This is a genomic window from Variovorax sp. GW823-FHT04F07 (assembly GCF_058795995.1).
Window position 1 is genome coordinate 173673 of sequence record NZ_JBXAIG010000001.1, and the last position, 23204, is coordinate 196876.

A 23204-nucleotide genomic window follows, 5' to 3' on the forward strand; every position below is an offset into this window, starting at 1 on the left:
TCTATAGGGAGGCACACCGATGGCGAAATCTCCGACGCACCACATCCCGTGGGGCGCCCTCGGGCCGTGGCTGGCCCTGCTCGGCGCCTGCATCTTCTTCGCGACGCAGTCCGAGCGTTTTCTCACGGGCGGCAACCTGTCGCTGATCCTGCAGCAGGTGATGGTGGTGGGCGTGATCGCCATCGGCCAGACGCTGATCATCCTCACGGCCGGCATCGACCTGTCGTGCGGCATGGTGATGGCACTGGGCGGGATCATCATGACGAAGTTCGCCACCGAGCTCGGCATGCCGGTGCCGCTGGCCATCCTGTGCGGCATCGGCGTGACGACGCTGTTCGGCCTGCTCAATGGCCTGCTGGTCACGCGCATCAAGCTGCCGCCGTTCATCGTGACGCTGGGCACGCTGAACATCGCGTTCGCGATCACGCAGCTGTATTCGTCGTCGCAGACGATCACCGACCTGCCCGCCGGCCTCACGGGCCTGGGCACCACCTTCACCATCGGCAGCGCCGAGGTGGCGTGGGGCTCGGTGCTCATGCTCGCGCTCTATGCGCTCGCGTGGTTCGTGTTGCGCGAGACGGCGGCCGGCCGGCATGTCTACGCGATCGGCAACAACGCCGAGGCCACGCGGCTGGTGGGCATTCCCACGCAGCGCGTGCTGCTCGCGGTGTACGTAGCGGCGGGCGTGTTCTACGGCATCGCCTCGCTGCTGTCGGTGGCGCGCACCGGCGTGGGCGACCCGAACGCGGGCCAGACCGAAAACCTGGACGCCATCACGGCCGTGGTGCTCGGCGGCACCAGCCTCTTCGGCGGGCGCGGCATCGTGCTGGGTTCGCTCATCGGCGTGCTCATCGTGGGCGTGTTCCGCAACGGGCTCACGCTGATGGGCGTGTCGTCGATCTACCAGGTGCTGGTGACGGGCGTGCTCGTGATCCTGGCGGTGGCGGCCGATCAACTCTCGCGCAAGGGAGCCCGCTGATGACCACCGTGGCCAACCCCAAGATCGTGATGCAGGCCAAGGGCCTGGTGAAGCGCTACGGCCAGGTCACGGCGCTTGACGGCGTCGACTTCGAGCTGCGCGAGGGCGAAATCCTCGCGGTGATCGGCGACAACGGCGCGGGCAAGTCGTCGCTCATCAAGGCGCTGTCGGGCGCCATCGTGCCCGACGAAGGCCAGATCCTGCTCGACGGCGCACCGGTGCATTTCCGCAACCCGCTGGACGCGCGGCGCGCCGGCATCGAGACGGTCTACCAGGACCTCGCCGTCGCGCCCGCGATGACCATCTACGAGAACCTCTTTCTCGGCCGCGAACTGCGCCGCCCCGGCTTCCTGGGCAACGTGCTGCGCATGCTCGACAAGAAAAAGATGCTGCTCGAAAGCACGGCGCGCATGGCCGACCTGAAGGTCGGCATCCAGTCGATGACGCAGGCGGTCGAAACGCTTTCGGGCGGCCAGCGCCAGTGCGTGGCCGTGGCGCGCAGCGCGGCCTTCGCGCGGCACGTGGTCATCATGGACGAGCCCACCGCCGCGCTCGGCGTGAAGGAAGGCAACATGGTGCTCGAGCTGATCCGCCGCGTGCGCGAGCGTGGCCTGCCCGTGGTGCTCATCAGCCACAACATGCCGCATGTGTTCGAGGTGGCCGACCGCATCCACGTGGCGCGCCTGGGCAGGCGCGCGGCCGTGCTCAACCCGAAGAAGATCAGCATGAGCGACACCGTGGCCGTGATGACCGGCGCCATGACCGCCGACCAGTTGCCTGCGGAGGCGCATGCTTGATACCGATGCCCTCGAGCGCCCGTCGGCCCTGCTGCGTCCGCGCGGCTCCAACCAGGTGGGCATGCGCCAGTTCAACGAGCGCGTGGTGCTGCAGGCGCTGCGCGTGCACACCAGCCTGCCCAAGGCCGACCTCGCGCGGCTCACGGGCCTGAGCGCGCAGACCATCGGCCTCATCACCGCGCGGCTCGAGGACGACGGCCTCATCGTCAAGCAAAGCCGCGTGCGCGGGCGCATCGGCCAGCCCTCGGTGCCGCTGGCGCTGAACCCCGATGGCGCCTTTGCCATCGGCGTGAAGCTCGGGCGGCGCGGGGCCGAGTGGCTGCTGATCGACTTCGCGGCGCGGGTGCGCGAGCACCACGCGATCCGCTACGAATTTCCGGACGCCGCGGCGCTGCTGCCCGTGATCGCCGAGCACATCCACCGCCTGCGCGATGGGCTCGGGCCGCTCGCTGCGCGCAATGTGGGGGCAGGGCTGGCGGCGCCGTTCCAGCTCGGCGGCTGGCACCGCACGCTGGGGCTGTCGAAGGCGCAGTCGGACGAGTGGAACCAGATGGACCTGCTGGCCGAGGTGCGCGCGCGCACCGACGTGCCCGTGGGCTTCGCGCGCGACACCGTGGCGGCCTGCGTGGCCGAGCTGGTGACGGGGCGCGGGCACGACCTCAAGAGCTTTCTCTACATCTTCGTCGACACCTTCGTGGGCGGCGGGCTGGTCATCAACTCGCACCTGCACACCGGCGCGCATGGCAACGCGGGCGCGCTCGCGTCGATCCCGATGCGCACCGAGAAGCCCTCCGAAGGCCTGTCGACGCAGGTGGTGGCCGAGGCGTCGCTGTGGGAGCTGGAGCAGCGCCTGCGCGCCGAAGGCCTCGACGCCACGGCGGCCTACGACGACCGCGCGCTCGAGGCGCCGTTTGCCGCAGCCACGCAGGCCTGGCTCGGCAGCGCGTCACGCGCGCTGGCGCATGCCATCGTCAGCAGCACCGCGGTGCTCGACCTGGCCGACGTGGTGATGGACGGATCGATGTCGCGCGCGCTGCTCGACGCGCTGCTGGTGCAGACCCGCGCGGCGCTCGCGCAGTGCAATTGGGAAGGCCTGTGGGCGCCGCAGCTGCATGGGGGCAGGGCGGGGGCGCAGGCCTGCGCGCTCGGCGGCGCGATGCTGCCGCTGCATGCCAACTTTGCGCCGGACCACGACGTGTTCTTGAAGGCGGGGTAAGCCGCTCAAGAGCTCAGGGACTCGCCGAGGCGTGCAGGTCGCGCGGCAATCGCAGCGTGCTCGCGCGTGCGCCCTCGGGGCACGGCCCGTCGGAGTAGGCCGCATCGCCCTCGGGCGTGACGCACTTGTGCACCTCGACGACGGCAGGCACGGACTTGGCTGCGGGGGCGATCACCGGGGGCTCGAAGTGCGTGTTCGTCAGCATGGCAGGTTCCTTGGATGCGCGGGTCACCGCATCCGGGAGCGTTTCGCGGGCGGCCGATCTGTCGGGCTCGGCCTCGACCGGAACGACTGCCGTGGTCAAGAGCGCAGCACGCGCTGCGCTCTCGTGCACCAGGTCTTTCAAGGTCACGTAGAAGAGCGACATCGCCACCAGCGCCACGCCCAGGCACGGGGCCCAGTACCGCCGGGGGTCGCCGGCCCGCGGGGTCAGCGCCGCGGCCATGCCAGGCCTCCGTTCTGCAACACGCCGGCCAGCTTCGCGATGCCGCCGGTGCCGCTTGCGGCCCGGCCGATCAGCGCGCCGCCGGCGGCGCCCGCGACGACTCGCATCAGGAACGACCGGCTGCGGCCCGCGGCCAGCAACAGCAGCACGCCGGCGCCGAGCACGACGAGGTGTTCGCCGGGGTAGTCGGCGCGCGCCGCATCCACCTGCTTGATCTTGTCGATCGTCTGTTTCAGGTCCATGGCTGAAGCTCCTTGTCGTGTTCAGCCGTTCTTACCGGTGGGCGCCGGGCGGCGCTGTAGGCCGGCGCCATGCGCGGTGACGGAATCCGCCGCGAAAACGCCGTGGAGAAAGCCGCATCGCACGGGAAGCGGGGCGCTCTCGATAATGCAACCCGCTTGTAGAGAACCCCACAGAAGCAGAGAACTAGAGAACCGCGAAATGAGTGCAGCAGATTTTCTTTTCGCCCCCGAGGTGCAAAAGCTCTTGATGGTCGCCTACGCGGCGCCCCAACAACCCTTGTCTTCCAGCGAGCTGGCCCATCGCTCGAAGCTCGACACGGCCGACGTGGAACGCACCCTGGCGCACGTCGTCGGCAGCGGCATCCTGAAGAAGCAAAAGCCGAAGGCCGAGGAGGCCGAGACCTTCTCGATCGACCGCGCGTTCATCTTCCACGACGAACTGCGCAACATCGCGCTCAAGTCGTTCGCCGCGGCCGAGCCGGTTCGCGCGATGCTGCGCGGCAAGTTCAAGGCCTCGGTCGTGCGCGCCTTCGTGCTCGCGGAGGACGAAGACGGCACCCTGGAGCTGCTCGTCGTGCACGGCCAGTCGATGCCCGACGAAGCCACCCTGGCGGCCGCCTGCCGGAAGCTCTCGAAGAACATCCACCGTCACCTGAAGGTGCACGTCATCTCGAACGCGAAGTTCAACGGCCTCACGCCGCGCGATGCGCTCATGCCGAAACCCGCGGCGCTCGAGATCATCAAGCTCGGAGATACGAAGGCGCCGCTGCCCGTCGAGAAGGTCGGCCTCTTGCAGAGCGCGAGGAAGAAGTTGGCGACGCTGTCGCGTTCGTCGGCGTGATCGCCTGGCTTGGGTCCCCTGAGGCCAGCTGCGGATGCCGGCCGCGACGGACCCCGACGGGTTCCTGAAGGCGGCCTGAGCCGGGGGAGGAGGGCGTGCTGGGGGACAATCGAAGCAACCCCCTCGACATCACAGCATTCCACGATCATGTCCCGCCTCGACGACCCCCGCCACGACGCCGAAGTCGGCTCCCGCGACAGCACCCTCGACACCACCCGCATCGACGACGTGCGCATCGGCGCCGTGCGTCCCCTCATGACCCCCGCGCTGCTGCAGGAGCGCGTGCCCGTGCGCGACAACACGCTCGCGCTGGTCGAAGGCAGCCGCGCGGCCATCGCCGACGTGCTGCACGGCCGCGACGACCGGCTGGTCGTGGTGGTCGGCCCGTGCTCCATCCACGACCACGACCAGGCCATCGAATACGCGCAGCGCCTGAAGAAGGTGGCCGATTCGCTGCAGGACGACCTGCTCATCGTCATGCGCGCCTACTTCGAGAAGCCGCGCACCACCGTCGGCTGGAAGGGCTACATCAACGACCCGCACCTGGACGGCAGCTTTGCCATCAACGAAGGCCTGGAGCGCGCGCGGCGCCTGCTGCTGGAGCTGACCACGCTGGGCCTGCCGACCGGCACCGAGTTCCTCGACCTGCTGAGCCCGCAGTTCATCGCCGACCTGATCGCCTGGGGCGCCATCGGCGCGCGCACCACCGAGAGCCAGAGCCACCGCCAACTGGCCTCGGGACTGAGCTGCCCGGTCGGCTTCAAGAACGGCACCGACGGCAGCGTGAAGGTGGCGGCCGACGCCATCCTCGCGGCGCGCGCGCCGCATGCCTTCATGGGCATGACGAAGATGGGCATGGCGGCGATCTTCGAGACGCGCGGCAACGACGACTGCCACGTGATCCTGCGCGGCGGCAAGGCGCCCAACTATTCAGCGGCGGATGTCGCTTCGAGCTGCGAGGCGCTGCTGGCCAACGGCCTGCGCCCGCAGGTGATGATCGACGTCTCGCACGGCAACAGCAGCAAGCAGCACCAGCGCCAGATCGTGGTGGCCGAGGACGTGGCCGCGCAGATCGCGGGCGGCGAGCGACGCATCACCGGGATCATGATCGAGAGCCACCTCGAGGAAGGCCGGCAGGACCTGAAGCCCGGCGTGCCGCTCAAGCACGGCGTGTCGATCACCGATGCCTGCATCGGCTTTGCGCAGACGGTGCCGGTGCTCGAAGGGCTGGCGTCGGCGGTGAAGGCGCGGCGGCGGTTGGCCAAGGCCTGAGACTGATGAGGGGGCAGGGCGACTCCCTGCCGCTTGCGCCCGGGCGGGTCCGGGCAACGCTTTGAGCCGGCCCGCATCGACTTCCTGAGGCTGCCCAGCCTCGGGCGCCACCAAGCCCTGCGCTTGTTGCGACCACTTCCCCACCCGCTATCGACCGCACCAAGGTCTCCACTTCGCGGAGGCAGGGGCGTCTTGACTGTGGTGGAAATGTAAACAATGCAAACAGTTTTCCAATTGTTACGAGAACTAGATCACGAAATTTGAGCCGAGGCGCCGTGAATCCGAGGGCAAACGGGCCGGTTGTGGGGCATCCTTGCGCCACTTTGTAGTCAAAACGTATGCAAAATGATTACAAAATACCGACCTGTCAGGTCTTATTGATTACATTTGGAGTGCTTTCATGCTCAAGCTCGCAGTCGCCGCGGCGGCCACCGCCACCCTCGTTTTCGCATCCGGTTCGGCCCTGGCTGACACCGCCGGTGCCAGTTTTCAGGTCAAGATGACCATCGTCCGCAGCTGCTCGGTGACCGCCGGCAACGCCTCCGACATCAGCCTGGGCACCACCGTGCAGCCCACCGCCACCAACCAGACGGGCAACAACACCATCTCGGTCACCTGCTCCAAGACCACGCCCTACACCGTCGGCCTGCTGCCTTCGTCCACGAACGGCGGCACCACCGACGGCACGGGTGCCATGTCGTCCGTCGCCAACTCGGCCACCAACACCGACAAGGTGCCCTACGCGCTGTACTCCAACGCGGGCAACACCACCGTGTGGGGCAACACCGTCGGCACCGGCGCCAATGTGGTCGGCGGCACGGGCACCGGTGCGGCGATCACGCACACGGTCTACGCCAAGAACACCAACGCCAACTTCACCCCGGACAGCTACGCCGACACCGTCACGGTGACGGTCACGTACTGAGCCAGAGCTGAATCACCGAGCCAGAGCTGAATCGTGAGACGTGCACTTGCCATCCTCGGACTGTGGGGCGCATGCCTGCTTGGCGGCGGTGCGGTCCAGGCGGCCGGCCTGCAGGTCTCGCCCGTCACCCTGACGCTGGCGCCGACACGGCAGGGCGACGGGCTCTGGCTGAGCAACACGGGAACGGCGCCGCTGGACGCGCAGATCCGCGTCTTCCGCTGGACGCAGGTCGACGGACAGGACCGCATGGAGCCGGCGGACGGACTGGTCGTCAGCCCGCCCATGCTGCAGCTGCCCACCGACGGGCGGCAATTGGTGCGCGTGATCCGCAACGGCCCGCCGCCCGCGGGGCCGGCGGAAGAGGCCTACCGCGTGCTGGTGGATGAGCTGCCCGTGCCCCAGGCAGCAGGCGCGGCGGTGGACGGCAAGAAGAGCAACCTGAACTTCGTGATGCGGCACTCGCTGCCCATCTTCGTGTCCCCGGCGGGCGCGGAGCCGGCCCCCGCGCAGTTGCGCTGGAGCCTGCGGCGCGAGGACGGCAAGGCCGTGCTGGAAGTCAGCAACAGCGGCGGGGTGCATGCCCAGCTGGCGGACCTCGTGTTCACCGGCGCGGACGGCCGCGCCGTCGCCGCCTACACCGGCCTGCTGGGCTACGTGCTGCCCGGTGCCACCATGCGCTGGCCGCTGAAGACGTCGCCCGCCGCCCTGGCCGGGGCGGGTCGCTGGCAGGTCATGATCGATGGCAGAACGACGGACGCCAACCTCGCGCCGCTGGCGCGCTGAGCGGGCCGGGTTCGCTGCGAGGGCCTTGCTGGCTCCGTTTGCACTGGCCCTGACCACGCTCCCCGCCCACGCAGCGCCCGCCGCGCAGTCCGTGCCGGGGGCCATGACGCTGTACCTGGAGGTCAGCCTCAACGGCATGGCCCGCGGGCTGCATCCGTTTCGCCTGCAGGCCGGGGCCTTGTCGGCCTCCCGCGCGGTGCTGCGCGAACTGAGTTTCTCCCTGCCCGACAACGGCGCTGAATGGCTGCCCCTGCGCGACCTGCCCGGGCTGGTGGCGGACTACGACGCCGCGCGCCAGCAACTGAGCCTGACCGCGCCGCTGGCGATGCTGCAGCTGCCCACGGCCACGGTGGGGCAGGCGGCAGTCACCGCGCAGCCCCTGAGCACGTCCACCGGCCTGCTGCTGAACTACGACCTCTACGGCACCCAGGGCAGGGGCGGCAGCGCCAGCCTGAGCGCCTTCGGCGAGCTGCGGGCCTTCCGCGGCGCCAGCGTGCTCAGCACCACCTGGCTGATGCAGCGCACGCACGACACCCAGGGCTGGAAGGACCAGTCCGTGCGCATGGACAGCACCTGGAGCATGGCCTTCCCCGACAGGATGCTCACCCTGCGCGTGGGCGACACGCTCACCGGCGCCGTGCCCTGGTCGCGCGCCACGCGCATCGGCGGTATCCAGCTGTCGCGCGACTTCGGCCTGCAGCCCTACCGGCAGACCGCACCGCTGCCCAGCTTCATCGGCTCGGCCACGATGCCTTCGGACGTGGAGCTGTTCATCGACGGCATCCGCCAGTACAGCGGCCAGGTGCCGGCGGGGCCTTTCCAGCTCAACGCGCTGCCGCGCATCAACAGCACGGGCACGGCGCAGGTGGTGGTGACCGACGCGCTGGGCCGCGCCGCCACGCTGAGCTTCTCACTCTTCGACAGCAGCCGCCTGCTGGCGCCCGGGCTGAGCGACTGGACGGTGGACCTGGGCGTGGTGCGCCGCAACTACGGCCTGCGCTCCTTCGACTACGGCAAGCAGCCGGTGCTGACCGGCACCTGGCGCCGGGGCCTCAGCGACAGCTTCACGATCGAAGCGCATGGCGAAATGACGCGCGGCCTGGCGCTGGCCGGTGCGGGCGGCGTGTGGCAGCTGGGCGCCGCGGGCACGCTGTCGGCGGCGCTGGCGGGCAGCCGGCACGACGCTGACACTCCGGGCGGCAGCCGCAGCGGCACGCAGACCAGCCTGGGCTACCTGTGGCGGCAGGAGCGCCTGTCGGTGGGCCTGAACGGCACGCGCACCCAGGGCGATTACCGGGACGTGGCCACGGCCTACGGCTCGGCACCGGCCAAGGGCAGCGCCAGCGCGAGCGTGGGCTACGACATGGGTGGCCTGGGCAACGTCAGCGTCAGCTACCTCTACCTGCGTCCGGTCGGGCAGAACGCGTCGCGCTACGCCAGCGTGAACTGGTTCCGTTCGATCGGGCGCACGACCTCTGTCTCGGTGGGCATGAACCAGAACCTGGACAAGCGCAGTGACCGCGGCATCTTCGTAGGCCTGAGCTGGTCGTGGGACGCACAGACCAGCGTGAGCGCCGGCGTGCAGCGCAGCGGCGACCAGGGCACCGTGGGCACCGTCAGCGCGCAGCACTCCCCCCTCGGCGACGGCGGCTGGGGCTGGCGCGCCACCGCGCGCACGGGCGGCGGTACGACCGGTGGCCAGGCCGAGATCAACTACCTGGGCCCCTACGGCCGCGTGCAGGCCGGGGTGAGCGAGATGGGCGGTGGCCGTGCCAGCCGCTACGCCTACGCCGGCGCCAGCGGTGCGCTGGTGCTGATGGGCGGTGGGGTGCTGGCCGCGCGGCGCATCGACGACGCCTTTGCGGTGGTGGACACCGACGGCGTGGCCGGCGTGCCCGTGAAGCTCGAGAATCGACCGGTGGGGCAGACCAATGCGAGCGGCCTGCTGCTGGTCGTGCCGGTGAACGCCTACCAGAACAACAAGCTGGCGATCGACCCGATGGACCTGCCCGCCGACGTGCGCATCGAGCGCGCCGAGAGCCTCATCACCCCCGCCGGCCGGTCGGGCGCGCGGGCGCATTTCGGCATCACGCCCGTGCGGGCCGCCCACGTGGCACTGACCGACGCGCAGGGCCAGCCCTTGCCGCTGGGAAGCCGCGTGCAGGTGAACGGCCAGGAGGGTGGCGGCGCGGTGGTGGGCTACGACGGCTGGGTGTACCTGGACACGCTCGACGTGCGCAACACGCTGGCCGTGCGCACGCCCGACGGCGCGGTGTGCCGGGCGCAGTTCGACTGGCGGCGTCCCGAGGGCGGTGGTTTGCAGAAAGAGCGGTTGACATGTGGACGTTGAGATTCGTGAAACTGGCGCTGGCACTCTCGTGCCTGCTGGGCATGGGCGCGGCGCATGCCGACCCGAATTGCTGGGTCGCCGAGCAGCCGAACTTCGCCTTCGGCACTGTGACGGCGTCGGCGGCGGTGGACACCACCGCCACGGTCGGTTTCACGTGCCAGAACGACACCGGCCAGACCATGTACATGAACTACTGCGTGTACGTCTCCCAGGGCAGCGAGATCGCCGGCTACGCCCCGCGCTACATGACCAACTGGAACGGTTCGCAGATGGCCTACAACATCTACTCCGATGCGGGCCGCAGCAGCATCGTCGGCCCGCCGCCGGGCGGCGGCACCTACAGCAGTGCGGCGGGCGTGTTCGTGCTGCCGGCGGGTGGCGGAAACGTCGCGTTGAACATTCCGCTGTATGGCCGCGTGCCGTCCGGGCAATCGCTGGCGGCGGGCAGCTACCAGGCCAACATCCACGGCTCCGAGGTCGCCTGGGGCATGAAGAGCGGCAATGCGCCCGGCAGTTGCACAGCGAGCTCGGCCAAATACACCGGCAAGGCGGCTTTCTACACGCAGGTCACGGCCCTCTATTCCAACGCCTGCACCGTCAGCGTGGCGGCCACCGACCTGGACTTCGGCAGTGCCAGCTCGCTGAGCGCCGCGGTCAACGGCACGGCCGCCATCACGATGGCCTGCCCGCCCAGCACCGCCTGGAAGGTGGGACTGAGCAATGGCGTGAACGTGGCGGGAACACAGCGGCGCATGGCGGGCGGCACCGGTGACTACATCCAGTACGAGCTGTACCGCGATGCCGCGCGCTCGCTGCGCTGGGGCAACACCGTCGGGACGGACACGGTCGACGGCAGCGGCAACCCCGGCAGCAGCATTCCGGTCTATGGGCGGGTGCCGGCCCAGACCAATGTGACGCCGGGCAGCTACAGCGACACGATCACGGTCACCGTGACCTACTGAAGAATCGCCATCGCCCCGGGGCCGGGCTGCGCATCAGATCGGCGCGTAAGTCCCCGTGCCGCCCGGCCAGGCCGTCAGCACCTCGTAGCCGTCGGCCGTGACCGCCACCATGTGCTCCCACTGCGCGGACAGCGAGCGGTCCTTGGTCACGACGGTCCAGCCGTCGGCCAGCTGCTTCGTTTCGGCGCGGCCCGCGTTGAGCATCGGCTCGATGGTGAAGACCATGCCCGGCTCGAGCACGAGGCCCGCTCCGCGCCGCCCGAAGTGCAGCACCTGGGGTTCGTCGTGGTAGATGCGGCCGATGCCGTGCCCGCAGTATTCGCGCACCACGCTGAAGTGCTCGCGCTGGGCGACCGACTGGATCGCGTGGCCCACGTCGCCCAGCGTCGCGCCGGGCTTCACCTGTCGGATGCCGGCGCACAGGGCTTCGTAGGTTGTTTCCACCAGCCGGCGCGCGAGCACGCTGGGCGCACCGACGAAGAACATGCGGCTGGTGTCGCCGAACCAGCCGTCCTTGTTGACGGCGACGTCGATGTTGACGATGTCACCCGCCTTCAAAATCTTGTCGGCCGAGGGAATGCCGTGGCACACCACCTGGTTCACCGAGGTGAGGATGGTCTTCGGATAGCCCAGGTAGCCCACGTTGGCGGGAATGGCGCCTTGCACCTTCACGATGTGTTCGTGGCAGAGGCGGTCGAGCGCTTCGGTGCTCACGCCGGGCACGACGTGGGGCTCGATCATCGCCAGGACCTCGGCGGCCAGCTGTGCGGCGCGTCGCGCCATCACCAGCTCTTCGGCGGACTTGAGTGGAACGTCGTGTGCCATCAGTGCTGCTTGCCGTTCGCGGGGGCGCGGGGTTTGCCGGGTGGCGCCGCAGTGACTGTCGCGGCAATGTCCAGCCCGCCCGAGAGCTCGGCCTGGATCAGCAGCTGGCAGACCTCCCGGTAGTCGAGGTCGGGATGCATCTCGGTCAGCATGCCGACCCGCATCCAGTGCTCTGCCTGCGCATTGATCGACCGGCTGAGGGCGTTGCCCGCCACGCGCAGGTTCTCGTGCATCAGGTCTGAAATCTTGACGATGCCCATGGGTCACCTCTGTATGAAACGTATATGGATTGTATGCGTTTCATATGGACCAGTGTTTGGGGTGGACTACGCGCTCTTGTCCCGCGCGATCAGCAGGTTGCGCGCTTCCGCCAGCAGCGGCTTCACGGTCTCGAAGGTCGCGGCGCTCGGGTTGATCACGCTGACCCAGTGCATCTTGGCGTACACCGGGTGCGGCATCAGCCGGTCGAGCGCGGTGTAGTCGATGTCGACTGGTGGCTGCTCGCCGAACAGCGCGCGAAAGGTCTCCTTGCCCACGCCGACGTTCAGGCGGAACACGCCGGGCCGGTTCAGCTTCGAGGCGCTGTCGAAGTCGTTGTCCTTCGTCACGATCGTGGCGAAGGGAAACTTGTTGTCCGCGCCGTGGAAGAAGAAGGTGTTGTCGTCGGCCACTTCGAAATGGCCGCCGCCGAGCGTGTCGATGAGGTGTTGGGTGATGTCGTCTTCGGTCATGAATTGCAGATGTGTTCAGGGCTTCCAGCGCCGCAGGCCAAGCTCGTCGGCGAGCGCCTGGTAGGCCTTGATGCGCGCCTGCACGTAGTCGTCCAGTGCGGCGCCGGTGAGCGCGAAAGGATAAAGGCCGTGCCGTTCGCGCAGCGCCGCGTAGCCCGGCGCGGCGGTGGCCTCGGTGAAGGCAGCGGTCCAGGCGCGCACGGCGGCGTCGGGCACGTTGGCGCTCAGGTAGACGCCGCGCACGGTCGGCCAGACGATGTCCGCGCCTTGCTCGCGCGCGGTGGGCACACCGGTGAGCGCGCCGCCCAGCCGCGCTTCGGACAGCACCGCGAGCAGGCGCAGCGGCGCGCCGCCGGCGATGGCCTGCAGCGCCTCGGCGGCGTCGCCGGGGAACGCGTCGACGTGCTTGCCCTGCAGCGCGCCCAGCGCATCGCCGCCGCCTTCGAAGGACACGAAGCGCATCGCCTTCGGTGCGCCGCCGGCCGCGCGCACCAGCAGCGCGGCCTTCACCCAGTCCTGGCTGCCGACCGTGCCGCCCGCGCCGAAGACCACGCGCGACGGGTCCTGGCGCAGCGCGGCGATCAGGTCCTGCAAACGGCGGTAGGGCGAGTCGCGGTGCACGGCGACCACGCCGTAGTCGGTGCCCAGCGTGGCGATCCAGCGCACGGCCGAGGGCGGGTGCGGCCCGAACCGGCCCTGCGCGAGGTTGAGCAGCGAGCCGCTCGAAAACGCGACCAGCGTGCCCGGCCCGCCGAGCTGGCCGCTCGCGATGCGGTCGAAGGCCACCGCGCCGATGCCGCCCGGCAGGTAGCGCTGCGCGAGCGGCGTGCGCGCGGGGCGCACGGCCTGCAGCGCATCGCGCGCCAGCGCGCAGGTCAGCGCGAAGCCGCCGCCGGCCTTGGCGGGAATCACGCATTCCGCCGGGCCTTCGGACGCATCGCCTGCGGCCGCCGTCGCCTGCAGCGCGACAGGCGCGAGCCACGCGGACAGCGCGCGCAGCACATGGCGACGGGTGAAGGCGAAGGGGCGTGGCATCGAAGGGAAGGAGGGCGGTGGTTCACCCCGCGGGACGGGGCCACCAGATGATGGCATGCAGGCCCGGCCCCGCGCCGCGCGCTTCGAGCCGCAAATCGCCGCGATGCCGCTGCGCGATGGAACGCACGATCGCCAGGCCGAGTCCGAAGCCGCCCTGGTCCGCGCGCGCGCCACGCCGGAAGCGTTGCCCCAAGGTGGCGCGCTCGTCCTCGCTCAGGCCGGGGCCGTCGTCCTCCACGTTGAGGCTCCAGCCCGCGGCGTCGCCGGCAGCAAACAGCGTGATGGTGCCGGCCGCCGGCGTGTAGGCGATGGCATTGGCCACGAGGTTGCTCAGCGCCTCGCGCAGCAGGCCCCGGTCGCCCACCGCGTGCAGGTCGGGCGAGGGCGCGTGGATGCCCAGGTCGATGCGCTTGGCGCGTGCCAGCGGCAGCAGGTCGACCGCCACCTCGCGCAGCAGCTCGGCGGTGTCGAATTCGGCGGGCGCCACGGCCACGGTGTCGCTGCGGCCCAGCGCCAGCAGCTGCTGCGCGCTGCGCGTGGCGCGGCCGATCTCGGCGCCCAGCGCATCGAGCGCGGCGCGCACCTGCGCCGGGTCGTCCTCGCGGCGCGCGTAGTCGGCCTGCATCTGCAGCGTGGTCAGGTGCGTGCGCAGCTGGTGCGAGGCGTCGTCGAGAAACTGCCGTTGTTGTGCCACCAGTTCCTGCGTGCGCGCCATCTGCTGGTTCACGGCGGCCACCAGCGGGCGCACCTCGGCGGGCAGGTCGGTCTCGGCGATGCGCGTGAGGTCGTCGGGCGTGCGTGCCTGCACCTCGCGCGCCAGCCGCGAGAGCGGGCGCAGCGCCGCCGCCAGCGCCAGCGCGGTGCCGCACAGCAGCATCGCGAGGATCAGCCCGTCGCGCAGCGCCGCGCTGCGCACGAAGCGCCGCGTGAACTCCTGGCGCGAGCCCGTGCTCTCGCCGACCTGGATCAGCACGCTGCGCCCGGTGCTGCCGGCCGGCGCGCGGTCCAGGTCGCGCCGGTAGGCCGCGAGCCGCACGGCCTCGCCGAAGTAGGTGGCGTCGTAGAAGGCCGGCACGCCCATCGCCGGCTCGACCGGCGGCGCGGGCAGGTCGGCGCTGCCCAGCTCCACCAGCCCGTCGGAGGTCGCGACGCGAAAGAACACCTGCCCGCTGGCCGTGAGCTCGAAGAACTCGAACATCGTGTACGGCAGCTCGACCGACAGCCCGCCCGAGGCCGTGGAGATGTTCGCGTCGATCGACTTGAGCGCGCCGAGCAGCGAGCGGTCGTACGCCGCGTTGGCGGCGGCCAGCGCGTCGTGGCGCGTCATCCACAGCTCGATGCCCGTCACCAGCAGCAGGGCGGGGAACAGCAGCAGCGCGAGCCGCTGCCACAGGCTGGTGCGGCGCAGGCGGTCGGTGAAGCGGCGCAGCGCGCTCACTCAGTCCGCTTCCAGCACGTAGCCCAGGCCGCGCAGCGTGACGATGCGCACCCCGCTGCCATCGAGCCGCTTGCGCAGCCGGTACACCAGCACCTCGATGGCTTCGAGGTGCACCTCGTCGTCGTCGGAGAACACGCGGTCGAGGATCTGCTGCTTCGACAGTGGCTCGCCGCTGCGCTGCACCAGCGCGCGCAGCACCGCCTGTTCGCGCGGTGACAGGGCGAGCGCCTCACTGTTCAGCGTGAACTGCCGGCGCGCGCCGTCGTACACCAGCGGCCCGCAGGCCAGGCGCGGATGCTCCACGCCGCGCGCGCGCCGCACCAGCGCGTGCAGCCGCGCTTCCAGTTCGGCCAAGGCGAAGGGCTTGGCGAGGAAGTCGTCCGCGCCCGCGTTGAGGGAGGCGACGCGCTCGTCCAGCGAATCGCGCGCCGTGAGGATCAGCGCCGGCAGCCGCTGGTCGCGTTCGCGCAGCCGCTGCAGCACGGTGTGGCCGTCCATGCCCGGCAGGCCCAGGTCGAGCACCAGCGCGTCGTGGTCGCGCTGCTGCAGCGCCCGGTCGGCCAGCCGGCCGTCGTCCACCCATTCGACCTGGATGCCCGCATGCTCCAGCGCCTTGCAGAGCCAGGTGCCCAGGGTGTGTTCGTCTTCGGCCAGCAGGATGCGCATGGCGCCGATGCTAGAGCCTCGGATGCTCAGTCCGGCTTGATGTTTGCCCTTGCGATGACCTTCTGCCAGCGGTTCTGTTCGGCGGTGATGAACTGCGCGAACTGTTCCGGCGTGCCGCCCACGGCCTCGGCCGCATCGGCCGTGAGGCGCTGCATCGAGTCGGGCGATTTCACGGCCTTCATGGTCTCGGCCGAGAGCTTGGCCATCTGCGCGGGCGTGATGCTGGCCGGCGCGAGCATGCCGTACCACTGCGTCATCTCGAAACCGGGGAAGCCTTGCTCGGCCACGGTCGGCACGTCGGGCAGCTGCGCCAGGCGCTTGGCCGAGCCGGTCGCGATGCAGCGCACCTTGCCCGCCTTGATGAACGGGATGATCGCCGCCGCGCCGATGGCCGAGGCATCGAGCCGGCCCGAGAGCAGGTCGGTCACCATTGGGCCGGTGCCGCGGTAGGGCACGTGCAGCATGAACACGTCGGCCGTCATCTTCAGGTACTCGAAGGCCAGGTGGCCGGCGCTGCCGTTGCCGGCCGAGCCGTAGCTCAGCTTGCCGGGCTTGCTCTTGGCGTAGGCGATGAACTCCTTGAGGTTCTTCGCCGGCACGTCGGGGTGCACCACGTACAGGCTGGGCACCTTGGCCAGCAGGCTCACGGGCTTGAAGTCCTTGTTCGCGTCATAGGGCAGCTTGGCGAAGATGTAGGGGTTCACGGCCAGCGTGCCGATGTGGCCGAGGATCAGCGTGTGCTGGTCGGTGGCGCGTGCCACCTCGCTCATGGCGATGTTGCCGGCTGCGCCGGGCTTGTTGTCCACGAACACGCTCTGGCCCAGCGTGCGCGACAGTTCGGCGGCGGTGGAGCGCGCCACGATCTCCGAGCTGCCGCCCGGCGCGAAGGGCACGACGAAGCGGATCGATTTGCTGGGCCAGGCATCTTGCGCCGAAGCCATCGAAGGCAGCAGGCCGCCGAGGGTGAGGGCGCCGCCGGCTTGCAGCCAGTGGCGGCGGCTCAGGGGAACGTCGGTGGGGAAGCGGTCGGACATGGCTTGTCTCCAGTATTTTTTGGATGGAAGCCCGCATCCTGCCGGGCGGATGCTGTCGGAATGCTGTCAGTGCCTCAGATCAGGTTGCGCATCGCCTGCGCCGTCTCGCGCAGCACCGGCAGCACGCGGGCCACCGCGTCTTCCGAACTCTCGTGCCCCATCGGCATCGTGATGTTGAGCGCGCCCACCAGCGTGCCGTGGCGGTCGCGCAGCGGCACGGCGATGCCGCGCGAGTTCAGGTCGAGCTGCTGTTCCGACAGCGCCCAGCCCTGGGCGCGGATGCGTGCCAGTTCGAGCTTCATGCGCTCCATGCTCGCGATGGTGTGTGAGGTGAACACCGTGAGCTGGCGCGTCGCCAGCCAGTCGTTCAGCTCGGCGTCGCTGCGCAGCGCCAGCATCAGCATGCCCGAGGCCGTGACCTGCGCCGGCACGCGCGCACCGAGCACGTAGCCGGTGCTCATGCTGCGGTTGGGGCCGTTGCGTGCGATGTAGACCACCTCGTCGCCGTCCATCACGCTGAGGTAGGCGATCTCGTTGGTGCCGGCCGCCACGCGCTGCAGGAAGGGCTGCACCACGCGCGGCAGGCGGGCCGACTCGAGGTACGACTGTCCCAGCCGCAGCACACGCGGCGTGAGCCAGAACAGCTTGCCGTCGCTGGCCACGTAGCCCATGTGCTGCAGGGTGAGCAGGTAGCGCCGCGCGGCGGTGCGCGTCATGTTCGTGCGCTGGCCGGCCTGGCTGGCCGTGAGGCGCGGATTGGCGTCGTCGAAGGCCTCGATGATGCTCACGCCGCGCTCCAGCCCGGCGATCCAGTCGCGCTTGTCCAGGCCGGCGGGCGGCGTCGAGTCGTCGGGGCTGCTGCTGTTCATGGGCGGAAGTGTGCCCGCGTCCGGCACGGCGGCGGAGTCCGAATGGCTAAGTAAAAACCCGCAATTTGATCGATTGACGAACTTAAAAGATCGATCATCGAACGTTTCGCGTCTCGTATGCCAGCAGGCTGAGCGCGAAGGGACTATAAAGCCCGCTGTTCCGCCCCGAAACGAGCGATTGACGAACGGAAGCACGCCCATGAGCCCCATCATCACCGGCAGCACCCAGGCCTACCTCATCCCCGGCGACCCGGTCCGCAACGTGCGGCTGCCGCGCATGTTCAACGCGGCCTTCGCGCGCTACGGCATCGACGCGGTGCTGGTGCCCATGCAGGTGCCGGTGCGCGATTTCGCGGTGTTCATGAAGTCGGCCTTCCTGGCGCGCAACGTGCGCGGCATGGTGATCGCGCCGCCGCACAAGCCGCGCGTGGTCGACCTGCTCGACGGCTGCGGCCTGTTCGGCCGCGTGGCCGGCTCGGTCAACGTGGTGCGCCGCACCGAGGGCGACCAGCTCGAGGGCGACCTGTTCGACGGCGAAGGCCTGATCGGCGCGCTCGACCGCTGCAACGTGCCGTTCCGCGGCAAGCGCGTGCTGATCCTCGGCGCGGGCGTGAGCGCCGCCGCCATCGGCGTGGCGCTGGCCGAAGGCGGCACGGTGAACGGCGCCGAGCACATCGCCTTCTTCGACACCGCCTCCGGCAAGGCCGCGGGCGTGGCCGCCAAGCTCGACGCTTTCTTCGACGCGACCGTGGTTGCCGTGGACAGCAACGCGCCCGAGGGCTACGACCTCGTGATCAACGCCACGCCGCTGGGCCTGGCCGAGGACGACGCGCTGCCGCTGGACGTGGCGCGCATGGAACCGCACGCCGCGCTGTTCGACATCCTGCTGCGCAACCAGCCCACGCCGCTGGTGCGTGCGGCACGTGCGCGCGGGCTCAATGCGCAGGCCGGCTTCGAGATGCTGGTGCAGCAGATGCCGCACTACTTCCGCTACTTCGGCCACATCGACGCGGCCGATGCGATGCAGGCCGACGCCGACTTTTTGCGCGAGCTCATCTATCCGCCGGCGATGCACGCCGAGATCGCAACGCCATTGCGCTACCAATCCCCGAGCGTGGCCTGACCCCGTACCTTCCTGAACAAGACGACTCCCATGATCTCCGGCAAGACCACGCTCATCGCCCACATCGGCTACCCCACCGAAGCCTTCAAGGCGCCGATGATCTACAACCCCTGGTTCGACAAGCAGGGCATCGACGCGGTCGTCGTGCCCATGGGCGTGAAGCCCGAGGACTACGCGGTGTCGCTCGCGCAGATCTTCAGGTTCTCGAACCTGCGCGGCGCGTTGGTCACGATGCCGCACAAGGTCACGACGATGTCGCTGGTCGACGAGGTCACGCCCACCGCGCGCGTCGCAGGCGCCTGCAATGCCGTGCTCAAACGGCCCGACGGCAGCCTGCTGGGCGACCAGTTCGATGGCGCGGGCTTCGTGCGCGGCGTGGAGCGCAAGGGGCGCCTGTTCAAGGGCACGCGCGTGCTGGTGTCGGGCACGGGCGGCGTCGGGTCGGCCATTGCGGCGTCGATCGCGGCGGCCGGCGCGGCCGAGCTGATGCTGTTCGACATGAGCGACGCCTCCGCGCAGGCCCTGGCCGCGCGGCTGCGCGAACACTATCCGCAGATGAAGGTCGCCACCGGCTCGAAGGACCCGGCCGGCTACGACGTGGTCGTCAACGCCACGCCGCTGGGCATGAAGGACAGCGACCCGCTGCCCTTCGACGTGGACCGCATCGCCCCCGAGACCTTCGTCGGCGAGGTCGTCATGAAGACCGAATACACGCCGCTGCTGCAGGCCGCCAAGGCCAAGGGCTGCCAGGTGCAGGTGGGCACCGACATGCTGTTCGAGATGATCCCGGCCTACCTCGAGTTCTTCGGCTTCGGCACCGCCTCACCTGAAGAGCTGCGCGCTGTGGCGCAATTGAAATACTAGACATCGGAATACGCATGAGCATTTTTGAAGGCTTCCTTTCCACCTCCGAAACGCTGGGCGCATTCAGCGACCGCGCCTTCGTCGACGCCATGCTGCGCTTCGAGGCCGCGCTCGCGCGCGCGCAGGCGGCCGAAGGGCTGATTCCCGAGAGCGCCGCGCATTCGATCGTCGGCAGCTGCAAGGTCGAGCTGTTCGACGTGGCCAAGATCGTGCGCGAGAGCGGACGCGCGGGCAGCGTTGCCATCCCGCTGGTGAAGGCGCTGCGCGAAGCGGTGGGCCTGTTCAATGCCGAGGCCGTGCCCTTCGTGCACTTCGGCAGCACCAGCCAGGACGTGATCGACAGCGCGATGGCGCTGGTCACGCGCGAAGCCGTTGCGCTGGTCGAGGCCGACCTGGCCAAGGCGGCCGACGCACTCTTGCGCCTGGCGGTGCAGCACGCCGACACGCCGATGCTCGCGCGCACGCTGATGCAGCCGGCCTCGGTCACCAGCTTCGGCTTCAAGTGCGCCGGCTGGGCTGCGCCGCTGGTGCGCAGCCGCACCCGCCTGCGCGCCGCCGCGAAGCACGCGCTGCAGCTGCAGCTCGGCGGCGCCGTCGGCACGCTGGCGCAGATGAAGGGGCAGGGTGCCGCGGTGCGCCAGCGCATGGCCAAGGAACTGGGCCTGGGCGACCCCGGCGCCACATGGCACACGCAGCGCGACGAATGGGTCGCGCTCGGTTGCGAACTCGGCCTGCTCACGGGCAGCCTGGGCAAGGTCGCGGTCGACATTTCGCTGCTCGGCCAGTACGAAGTGGCCGAGGTCGCCGAGCCCAGCGAACCCGGGCGCGGCGGCTCGTCGGCGATGCCGCACAAGCGCAACCCCGTGGCCTCGATGGTCGCCATCGCCGCCGCGCACCGCGCGCCGCAGCGCGTGGCGGCCTTGCTCGGCGCCATGCCGCAGCAGCACGAGCGCGCGCTCGGCGCCTGGCAGGCCGAGCTGGCCGAATGGCCGCAGCTGTTGATGTCGGCGCACGGCAGCGTGCGCGCCATGGCCGGCGCCTTGCCCGGCCTGCAGGTCGATGCGGCGCGCATGCGCGCCAACATCGACCGGCTGCGCGCCGAGCTGCCGCGCGACGCGGCCGACGAATGGTTCGACCCCGCGCTCGCCGTGAACGCGGGGCAGATCGCTGTGGCAGAGGTGAAAGCCCTGCAAGCCCAACTCTCATCCGACAAGGAACTCTCGCCATGACCGCCCCCGACACCCCGAGCAACCCCTACGAAGACGGGCTCGTCAACCGCCGCCGCGTGCTCGGCGACGCGTGGGTCGACAAGTCGCTCGCCAACCGCAACGGCTTCAACGCCGAGTTCCAGGAGCTCATCACGCGCCACGCGTGGAACGACATCTGGGGCCGCCCTGCGCTGGGCGACAAGACGCGCCGCTTCATGGTGCTGTCGATGATGCTGGGCATCCACGCCTACGAAGAATTCGCGATGCACGTGCGCGCCGCGCTCGACGGTCCGCCCGAGTCGCGCCTCACGCCCGACGAGATCAAGGAAGTGATCATGATGGCCGCGATCTACTGCGGCGTGCCGGTGGCCAACCACGCCTTCGGCATCGCGACGAACATCCTGCGCGAGAAGGGCCTGCTGCCCGCAACGCTCGCTCCGTCCGCTCCGTCCGCGGCGCAGTGACCGCGCCGGTCGCCCCGAAGAAGGGCCGGTTCGACGTCAGTTTCACCTTGCTGCTGCCGTTGCTGTTGGCCGCGCAACCGGTGGCCACCGACAGCTATCTGCCCGCGCTCCCCGCCATCGCTAAGGAGTTGGGCTCGGCCAGCACCAGCCTCACGCTGTTCGTGCTGGCCTTCGGCTTTGCGCAGCTGCTGTGCGGTCCGCTGGCCGATCGCTTCGGCCGCCGGCCGGTGCTGCTGGCGGGGCTGGCCTGTTATGTGGTCGCGGCTTTCGGCGGTGCCTTTGCGGGCAGCGTGGCGGTGCTTGCGGGCTGGCGCACGCTGCAGGGTTTTTCGATGGCGGCGATTCTCGTGTGCTCACGCGCCGCGGTGCGCGACCTGTATCCGGCGCACGAGGGCCCGCACGTCATGGCGCGGGGCCTCACGGGCCTGGGCATGGTCGGGCTGGTGGCGCCGCTGTTGGGCGCCTGGCTGGTGCAGGGCGCGGGCTGGCGCTGGGTGATGGTGGCGATGGCGCTCTATGCCGTGGTGCTGTTCGCGCTGTGCTGGCGCTCGTTCGGCGAAACCCGCCGGCCGTGGGGCGAGGGCGAATCGTCCGCGCCACGCGGCAGCGCGCGCGCCGTGTTCGCGAGCCGCGCCTTCCGCGCCTGGGCCTCGGTGGCGGCCGCCACCTATGGCGGGCTGTTCTGCTTTTTGCTGCTGTCGCCGATGGTCTACATCGGCTACCTCGGCTGGTCGCCCGCGTGGTACGGCTGGATTCCGGCCGGCGGCTCGCTGGTCTACATCTTCAGCACCACGATGTGCCGCAGCCTGCTGCGCCGCTTCGGGCCGATGCGCACCGTGCGCCTGGGTGCGGTGCTGAGCATCACCGGCGCCGTGATCCAGGCGCTGGGCTGCTGGCTGATGCCGCACAGCGCGGTACCGCTGCTGGCGGGCCACGCCGTGTACTGCCTCGGCCACGGCATCCACCAGCCCTGCGGGCAGGCCGGCGCCGTGGGCGACCTGCCGCACCTGGCGGGGCGGGCCGTGTCGTGGTCCGGTTTCGGCATGATGATGGTCGCGTTCTGCGTGGGGCAGGTCGCCGCGCTGTTCGTCGACACGAGTTTTTCGTACGGCGCCTGGCCGATGGTCGTGCCGATGCTGATGGCCGGCACCGTGCTGCTGGCCATCGCGTTCCTGTGGCTGCCGCGTCTCTCTCAACCTGCTTCTCCATCCTCCCCAAAGAAGGACTCCACCCCATGACCACTTCCACCCCCCGCCTGAATGTCGTGCGCGAAGGCGACGGCCCCTTCGTCGTGCTCAGCCATGCGCTCGGCTGCGACCTGCACATGTGGGACGGCGTGGCCGCGCAGCTCGCGCGCGCCCACACGGTGATCCGCTACGACCACCGCAACCATGGCGGCTCCGAGGTGGTGCCCGGCGTGCTGCGCGTGGAAACGCTGGCGCAGGACGCGTCCGAGCTGATCGCGCGCGAGACGGGCGGCGAGCCCGTGCACTTCGTGGGCCTGTCGATGGGCGGCATGACCGCGCAGGCGCTGGCGGTGCGGCACGCCGCGCAGCTCAAGACCGTGGTGATCGCCAATTCGGCCGCGCACTACCCCGACCAGGCCCCGTGGCGCCTGCGCGCGGAAACCGTGGCCGCCAAGGGCGTGGCCGCCATCGCCCCGGGCGCCGTGGCACGCTGGCTCACGCCGGCCTATGCCGCCACGCCCGAGGGCGCGGTGGCCGCGCGCACGCTGCACGACACGCTGGTGCGCACCGACGCGCAGGGCTACATCGAGAGCTGCAACGCCGTGGCCGCCATCGACTTTCGCGACAGCAACCGCCGCATCGCCACGCCCACGCTGGTGATCGGCGGGCTGCAGGACGAGGCCACGCCCCTGGCCATGTCCGAGGCCATGGTGGCGCAGATCCCGGGCGCGCGGCTGGCGACCATCGACGCCGCGCACCTGAGCGCGGTGGAGCGCCCGGTCGAGTTCGCGCAGATGCTGATCGATTACTGGCGCAGCCTCTGAAAAAAACGCCCGGCCCGCACCCCCGTGCGGGCTAGGTGTAACCCCTATTTCGTGCGAATGATGATCGATGACGTGCGATCATCGATCAGGAAGGGCTGATTTGCGTTGTGGCGCGCCCGGGCTC

At 70.0% G+C, this 23204-nt stretch carries 25 protein-coding genes; 15 read left to right on the top strand and 10 right to left on the bottom strand.

Annotation, left to right across the window (positions count from 1 at the left end; translation table 11 throughout):
- Positions 1-19: 19 nt before the first annotated feature.
- Genes AC1RAA_RS00800 through AC1RAA_RS00810 form a run of 3 tightly spaced genes read left to right on the top strand, consistent with a single transcriptional unit; the run spans position 20 to position 2992 of the window.
- Positions 20-979, top strand: a complete 960-nt coding sequence (locus tag AC1RAA_RS00800) for an ABC transporter permease (RefSeq protein ID WP_095947395.1) — start codon at positions 20-22, stop codon at positions 977-979.
- Positions 979-1776, top strand: a complete 798-nt coding sequence (locus AC1RAA_RS00805; protein ID WP_492725940.1) for an ATP-binding cassette domain-containing protein — start codon at positions 979-981, stop codon at positions 1774-1776. The genes AC1RAA_RS00800 and AC1RAA_RS00805 overlap by 1 nt, the downstream gene beginning before the upstream one ends.
- Positions 1769-2992: an ROK family transcriptional regulator gene (locus AC1RAA_RS00810; RefSeq protein ID WP_159272300.1), complete on the top strand. Its 1224-nt coding sequence runs from the start codon at positions 1769-1771 to the stop codon at positions 2990-2992. The genes AC1RAA_RS00805 and AC1RAA_RS00810 overlap by 8 nt, the downstream gene beginning before the upstream one ends.
- 13 nt (positions 2993-3005) lie before the next feature.
- Here AC1RAA_RS00810 and AC1RAA_RS00815 read toward each other — a convergent pair whose 3' ends face one another.
- Together AC1RAA_RS00815 and AC1RAA_RS00820 are read right to left on the bottom strand one after the other, a co-directional pair.
- Positions 3006-3437, bottom strand: coding sequence for a hypothetical protein (locus tag AC1RAA_RS00815; protein WP_492725942.1), 432 nt, complete (start codon positions 3435-3437; stop codon positions 3006-3008).
- Complete coding sequence (locus AC1RAA_RS00820; RefSeq protein WP_062475704.1) at positions 3422-3679, bottom strand: hypothetical protein; 258 nt, start codon at positions 3677-3679, stop codon at positions 3422-3424. Before AC1RAA_RS00820 ends, AC1RAA_RS00815 begins: the two co-directional genes overlap by 16 nt.
- 199 nt (positions 3680-3878) lie before the next feature.
- On the opposite strand from AC1RAA_RS00820, the gene AC1RAA_RS00825 reads away from it, so the two are divergent.
- The 6 genes from AC1RAA_RS00825 (at position 3879) to AC1RAA_RS00850 (ending at position 10812) form a co-directional block, all read left to right on the top strand.
- Positions 3879-4520, top strand: a complete 642-nt coding sequence (locus AC1RAA_RS00825) for a hypothetical protein (RefSeq protein WP_492725944.1) — start codon at positions 3879-3881, stop codon at positions 4518-4520.
- Between the two features lie 147 nt (positions 4521-4667).
- On the top strand, positions 4668-5792 hold the full coding sequence (locus tag AC1RAA_RS00830) for a 3-deoxy-7-phosphoheptulonate synthase (protein ID WP_139703841.1): 1125 nt from the start codon (positions 4668-4670) through the stop codon (positions 5790-5792).
- A 400-nt stretch (positions 5793-6192) separates the two neighbouring features.
- The gene (locus AC1RAA_RS00835) at positions 6193-6717 is read left to right on the top strand and encodes a Csu type fimbrial protein (protein ID WP_492725945.1); all 525 of its coding nucleotides are present in this window, start codon (positions 6193-6195) and stop codon (positions 6715-6717) included.
- Between the two features lie 33 nt (positions 6718-6750).
- Positions 6751-7500, top strand: coding sequence for a fimbrial biogenesis chaperone (locus AC1RAA_RS00840; RefSeq protein WP_159277426.1), 750 nt, complete (start codon positions 6751-6753; stop codon positions 7498-7500).
- Positions 7501-7525: 25 nt separating this feature from the next.
- Positions 7526-9850: a fimbria/pilus outer membrane usher protein gene (locus AC1RAA_RS00845; RefSeq protein WP_492725947.1), complete on the top strand. Its 2325-nt coding sequence runs from the start codon at positions 7526-7528 to the stop codon at positions 9848-9850.
- Positions 9838-10812, top strand: coding sequence for a Csu type fimbrial protein (locus tag AC1RAA_RS00850; RefSeq protein ID WP_492725950.1), 975 nt, complete (start codon positions 9838-9840; stop codon positions 10810-10812). Before AC1RAA_RS00845 ends, AC1RAA_RS00850 begins: the two co-directional genes overlap by 13 nt.
- Before the next feature lie 33 nt (positions 10813-10845).
- Here AC1RAA_RS00850 and map read toward each other — a convergent pair whose 3' ends face one another.
- The 8 genes from map to AC1RAA_RS00890 form a co-directional block, all read right to left on the bottom strand.
- Positions 10846-11637, bottom strand: coding sequence for a type I methionyl aminopeptidase (map, locus tag AC1RAA_RS00855; protein ID WP_492725952.1), 792 nt, complete (start codon positions 11635-11637; stop codon positions 10846-10848).
- The gene (locus AC1RAA_RS00860) at positions 11637-11897 is read right to left on the bottom strand and encodes a ParD-like family protein (protein ID WP_062482851.1); all 261 of its coding nucleotides are present in this window, start codon (positions 11895-11897) and stop codon (positions 11637-11639) included. Before AC1RAA_RS00860 ends, map begins: the two co-directional genes overlap by 1 nt.
- A 66-nt stretch (positions 11898-11963) precedes the next feature.
- The gene (locus AC1RAA_RS00865; RefSeq protein ID WP_492725955.1) at positions 11964-12368 is read right to left on the bottom strand and encodes a DUF6194 family protein; all 405 of its coding nucleotides are present in this window, start codon (positions 12366-12368) and stop codon (positions 11964-11966) included.
- 15 nt (positions 12369-12383) lie between these two features.
- Positions 12384-13403 carry a Bug family tripartite tricarboxylate transporter substrate binding protein gene (locus AC1RAA_RS00870; RefSeq protein WP_492725957.1) on the bottom strand — a complete coding sequence of 340 codons (1020 nt, stop codon included), beginning with the start codon at positions 13401-13403 and terminating at the stop codon, positions 12384-12386.
- A gap of 22 nt (positions 13404-13425) precedes the next feature.
- Positions 13426-14841, bottom strand: coding sequence for a sensor histidine kinase (locus AC1RAA_RS00875; RefSeq protein ID WP_492725961.1), 1416 nt, complete (start codon positions 14839-14841; stop codon positions 13426-13428).
- Positions 14842-15507 carry a response regulator gene (locus AC1RAA_RS00880; RefSeq protein ID WP_095947407.1) on the bottom strand — a complete coding sequence of 222 codons (666 nt, stop codon included), beginning with the start codon at positions 15505-15507 and terminating at the stop codon, positions 14842-14844.
- Positions 15508-15533: 26 nt separating this feature from the next.
- Entirely contained in the window at positions 15534-16541 is a 1008-nt protein-coding gene (locus AC1RAA_RS00885) for a Bug family tripartite tricarboxylate transporter substrate binding protein (protein ID WP_492725965.1), read from the bottom strand.
- Between the two features lie 74 nt (positions 16542-16615).
- Positions 16616-17410: an IclR family transcriptional regulator domain-containing protein gene (locus tag AC1RAA_RS00890; RefSeq protein WP_492725967.1), complete on the bottom strand. Its 795-nt coding sequence runs from the start codon at positions 17408-17410 to the stop codon at positions 16616-16618.
- Between the two features lie 199 nt (positions 17411-17609).
- Here AC1RAA_RS00890 and AC1RAA_RS00895 point away from each other — a divergent pair, with 199 nt between their 5' ends.
- From AC1RAA_RS00895 to AC1RAA_RS00920, 6 genes are read left to right on the top strand one after another with little or no spacing between them, the layout of a single operon-like run.
- On the top strand, positions 17610-18533 hold the full coding sequence (locus tag AC1RAA_RS00895; protein ID WP_095947409.1) for a shikimate dehydrogenase family protein: 924 nt from the start codon (positions 17610-17612) through the stop codon (positions 18531-18533).
- Positions 18534-18563: 30 nt separating this feature from the next.
- The gene (locus tag AC1RAA_RS00900) at positions 18564-19397 is read left to right on the top strand and encodes a shikimate dehydrogenase family protein (RefSeq protein WP_492725969.1); all 834 of its coding nucleotides are present in this window, start codon (positions 18564-18566) and stop codon (positions 19395-19397) included.
- 14 nt (positions 19398-19411) lie between these two features.
- A complete protein-coding gene (gene pcaB / locus AC1RAA_RS00905; RefSeq protein ID WP_159277419.1) occupies positions 19412-20626 on the top strand; it encodes a 3-carboxy-cis,cis-muconate cycloisomerase in 1215 nt (404 codons plus the stop codon).
- Positions 20623-21069, top strand: a complete 447-nt coding sequence (locus AC1RAA_RS00910) for a carboxymuconolactone decarboxylase family protein (protein ID WP_492725972.1) — start codon at positions 20623-20625, stop codon at positions 21067-21069. Before pcaB ends, AC1RAA_RS00910 begins: the two co-directional genes overlap by 4 nt.
- The gene (locus AC1RAA_RS00915) at positions 21066-22307 is read left to right on the top strand and encodes a multidrug effflux MFS transporter (RefSeq protein WP_492725975.1); all 1242 of its coding nucleotides are present in this window, start codon (positions 21066-21068) and stop codon (positions 22305-22307) included. Before AC1RAA_RS00910 ends, AC1RAA_RS00915 begins: the two co-directional genes overlap by 4 nt.
- Positions 22304-23080, top strand: a complete 777-nt coding sequence (locus AC1RAA_RS00920; RefSeq protein ID WP_070059403.1) for an alpha/beta fold hydrolase — start codon at positions 22304-22306, stop codon at positions 23078-23080. The genes AC1RAA_RS00915 and AC1RAA_RS00920 overlap by 4 nt, the downstream gene beginning before the upstream one ends.
- Positions 23081-23204 lie beyond the last annotated feature (124 nt).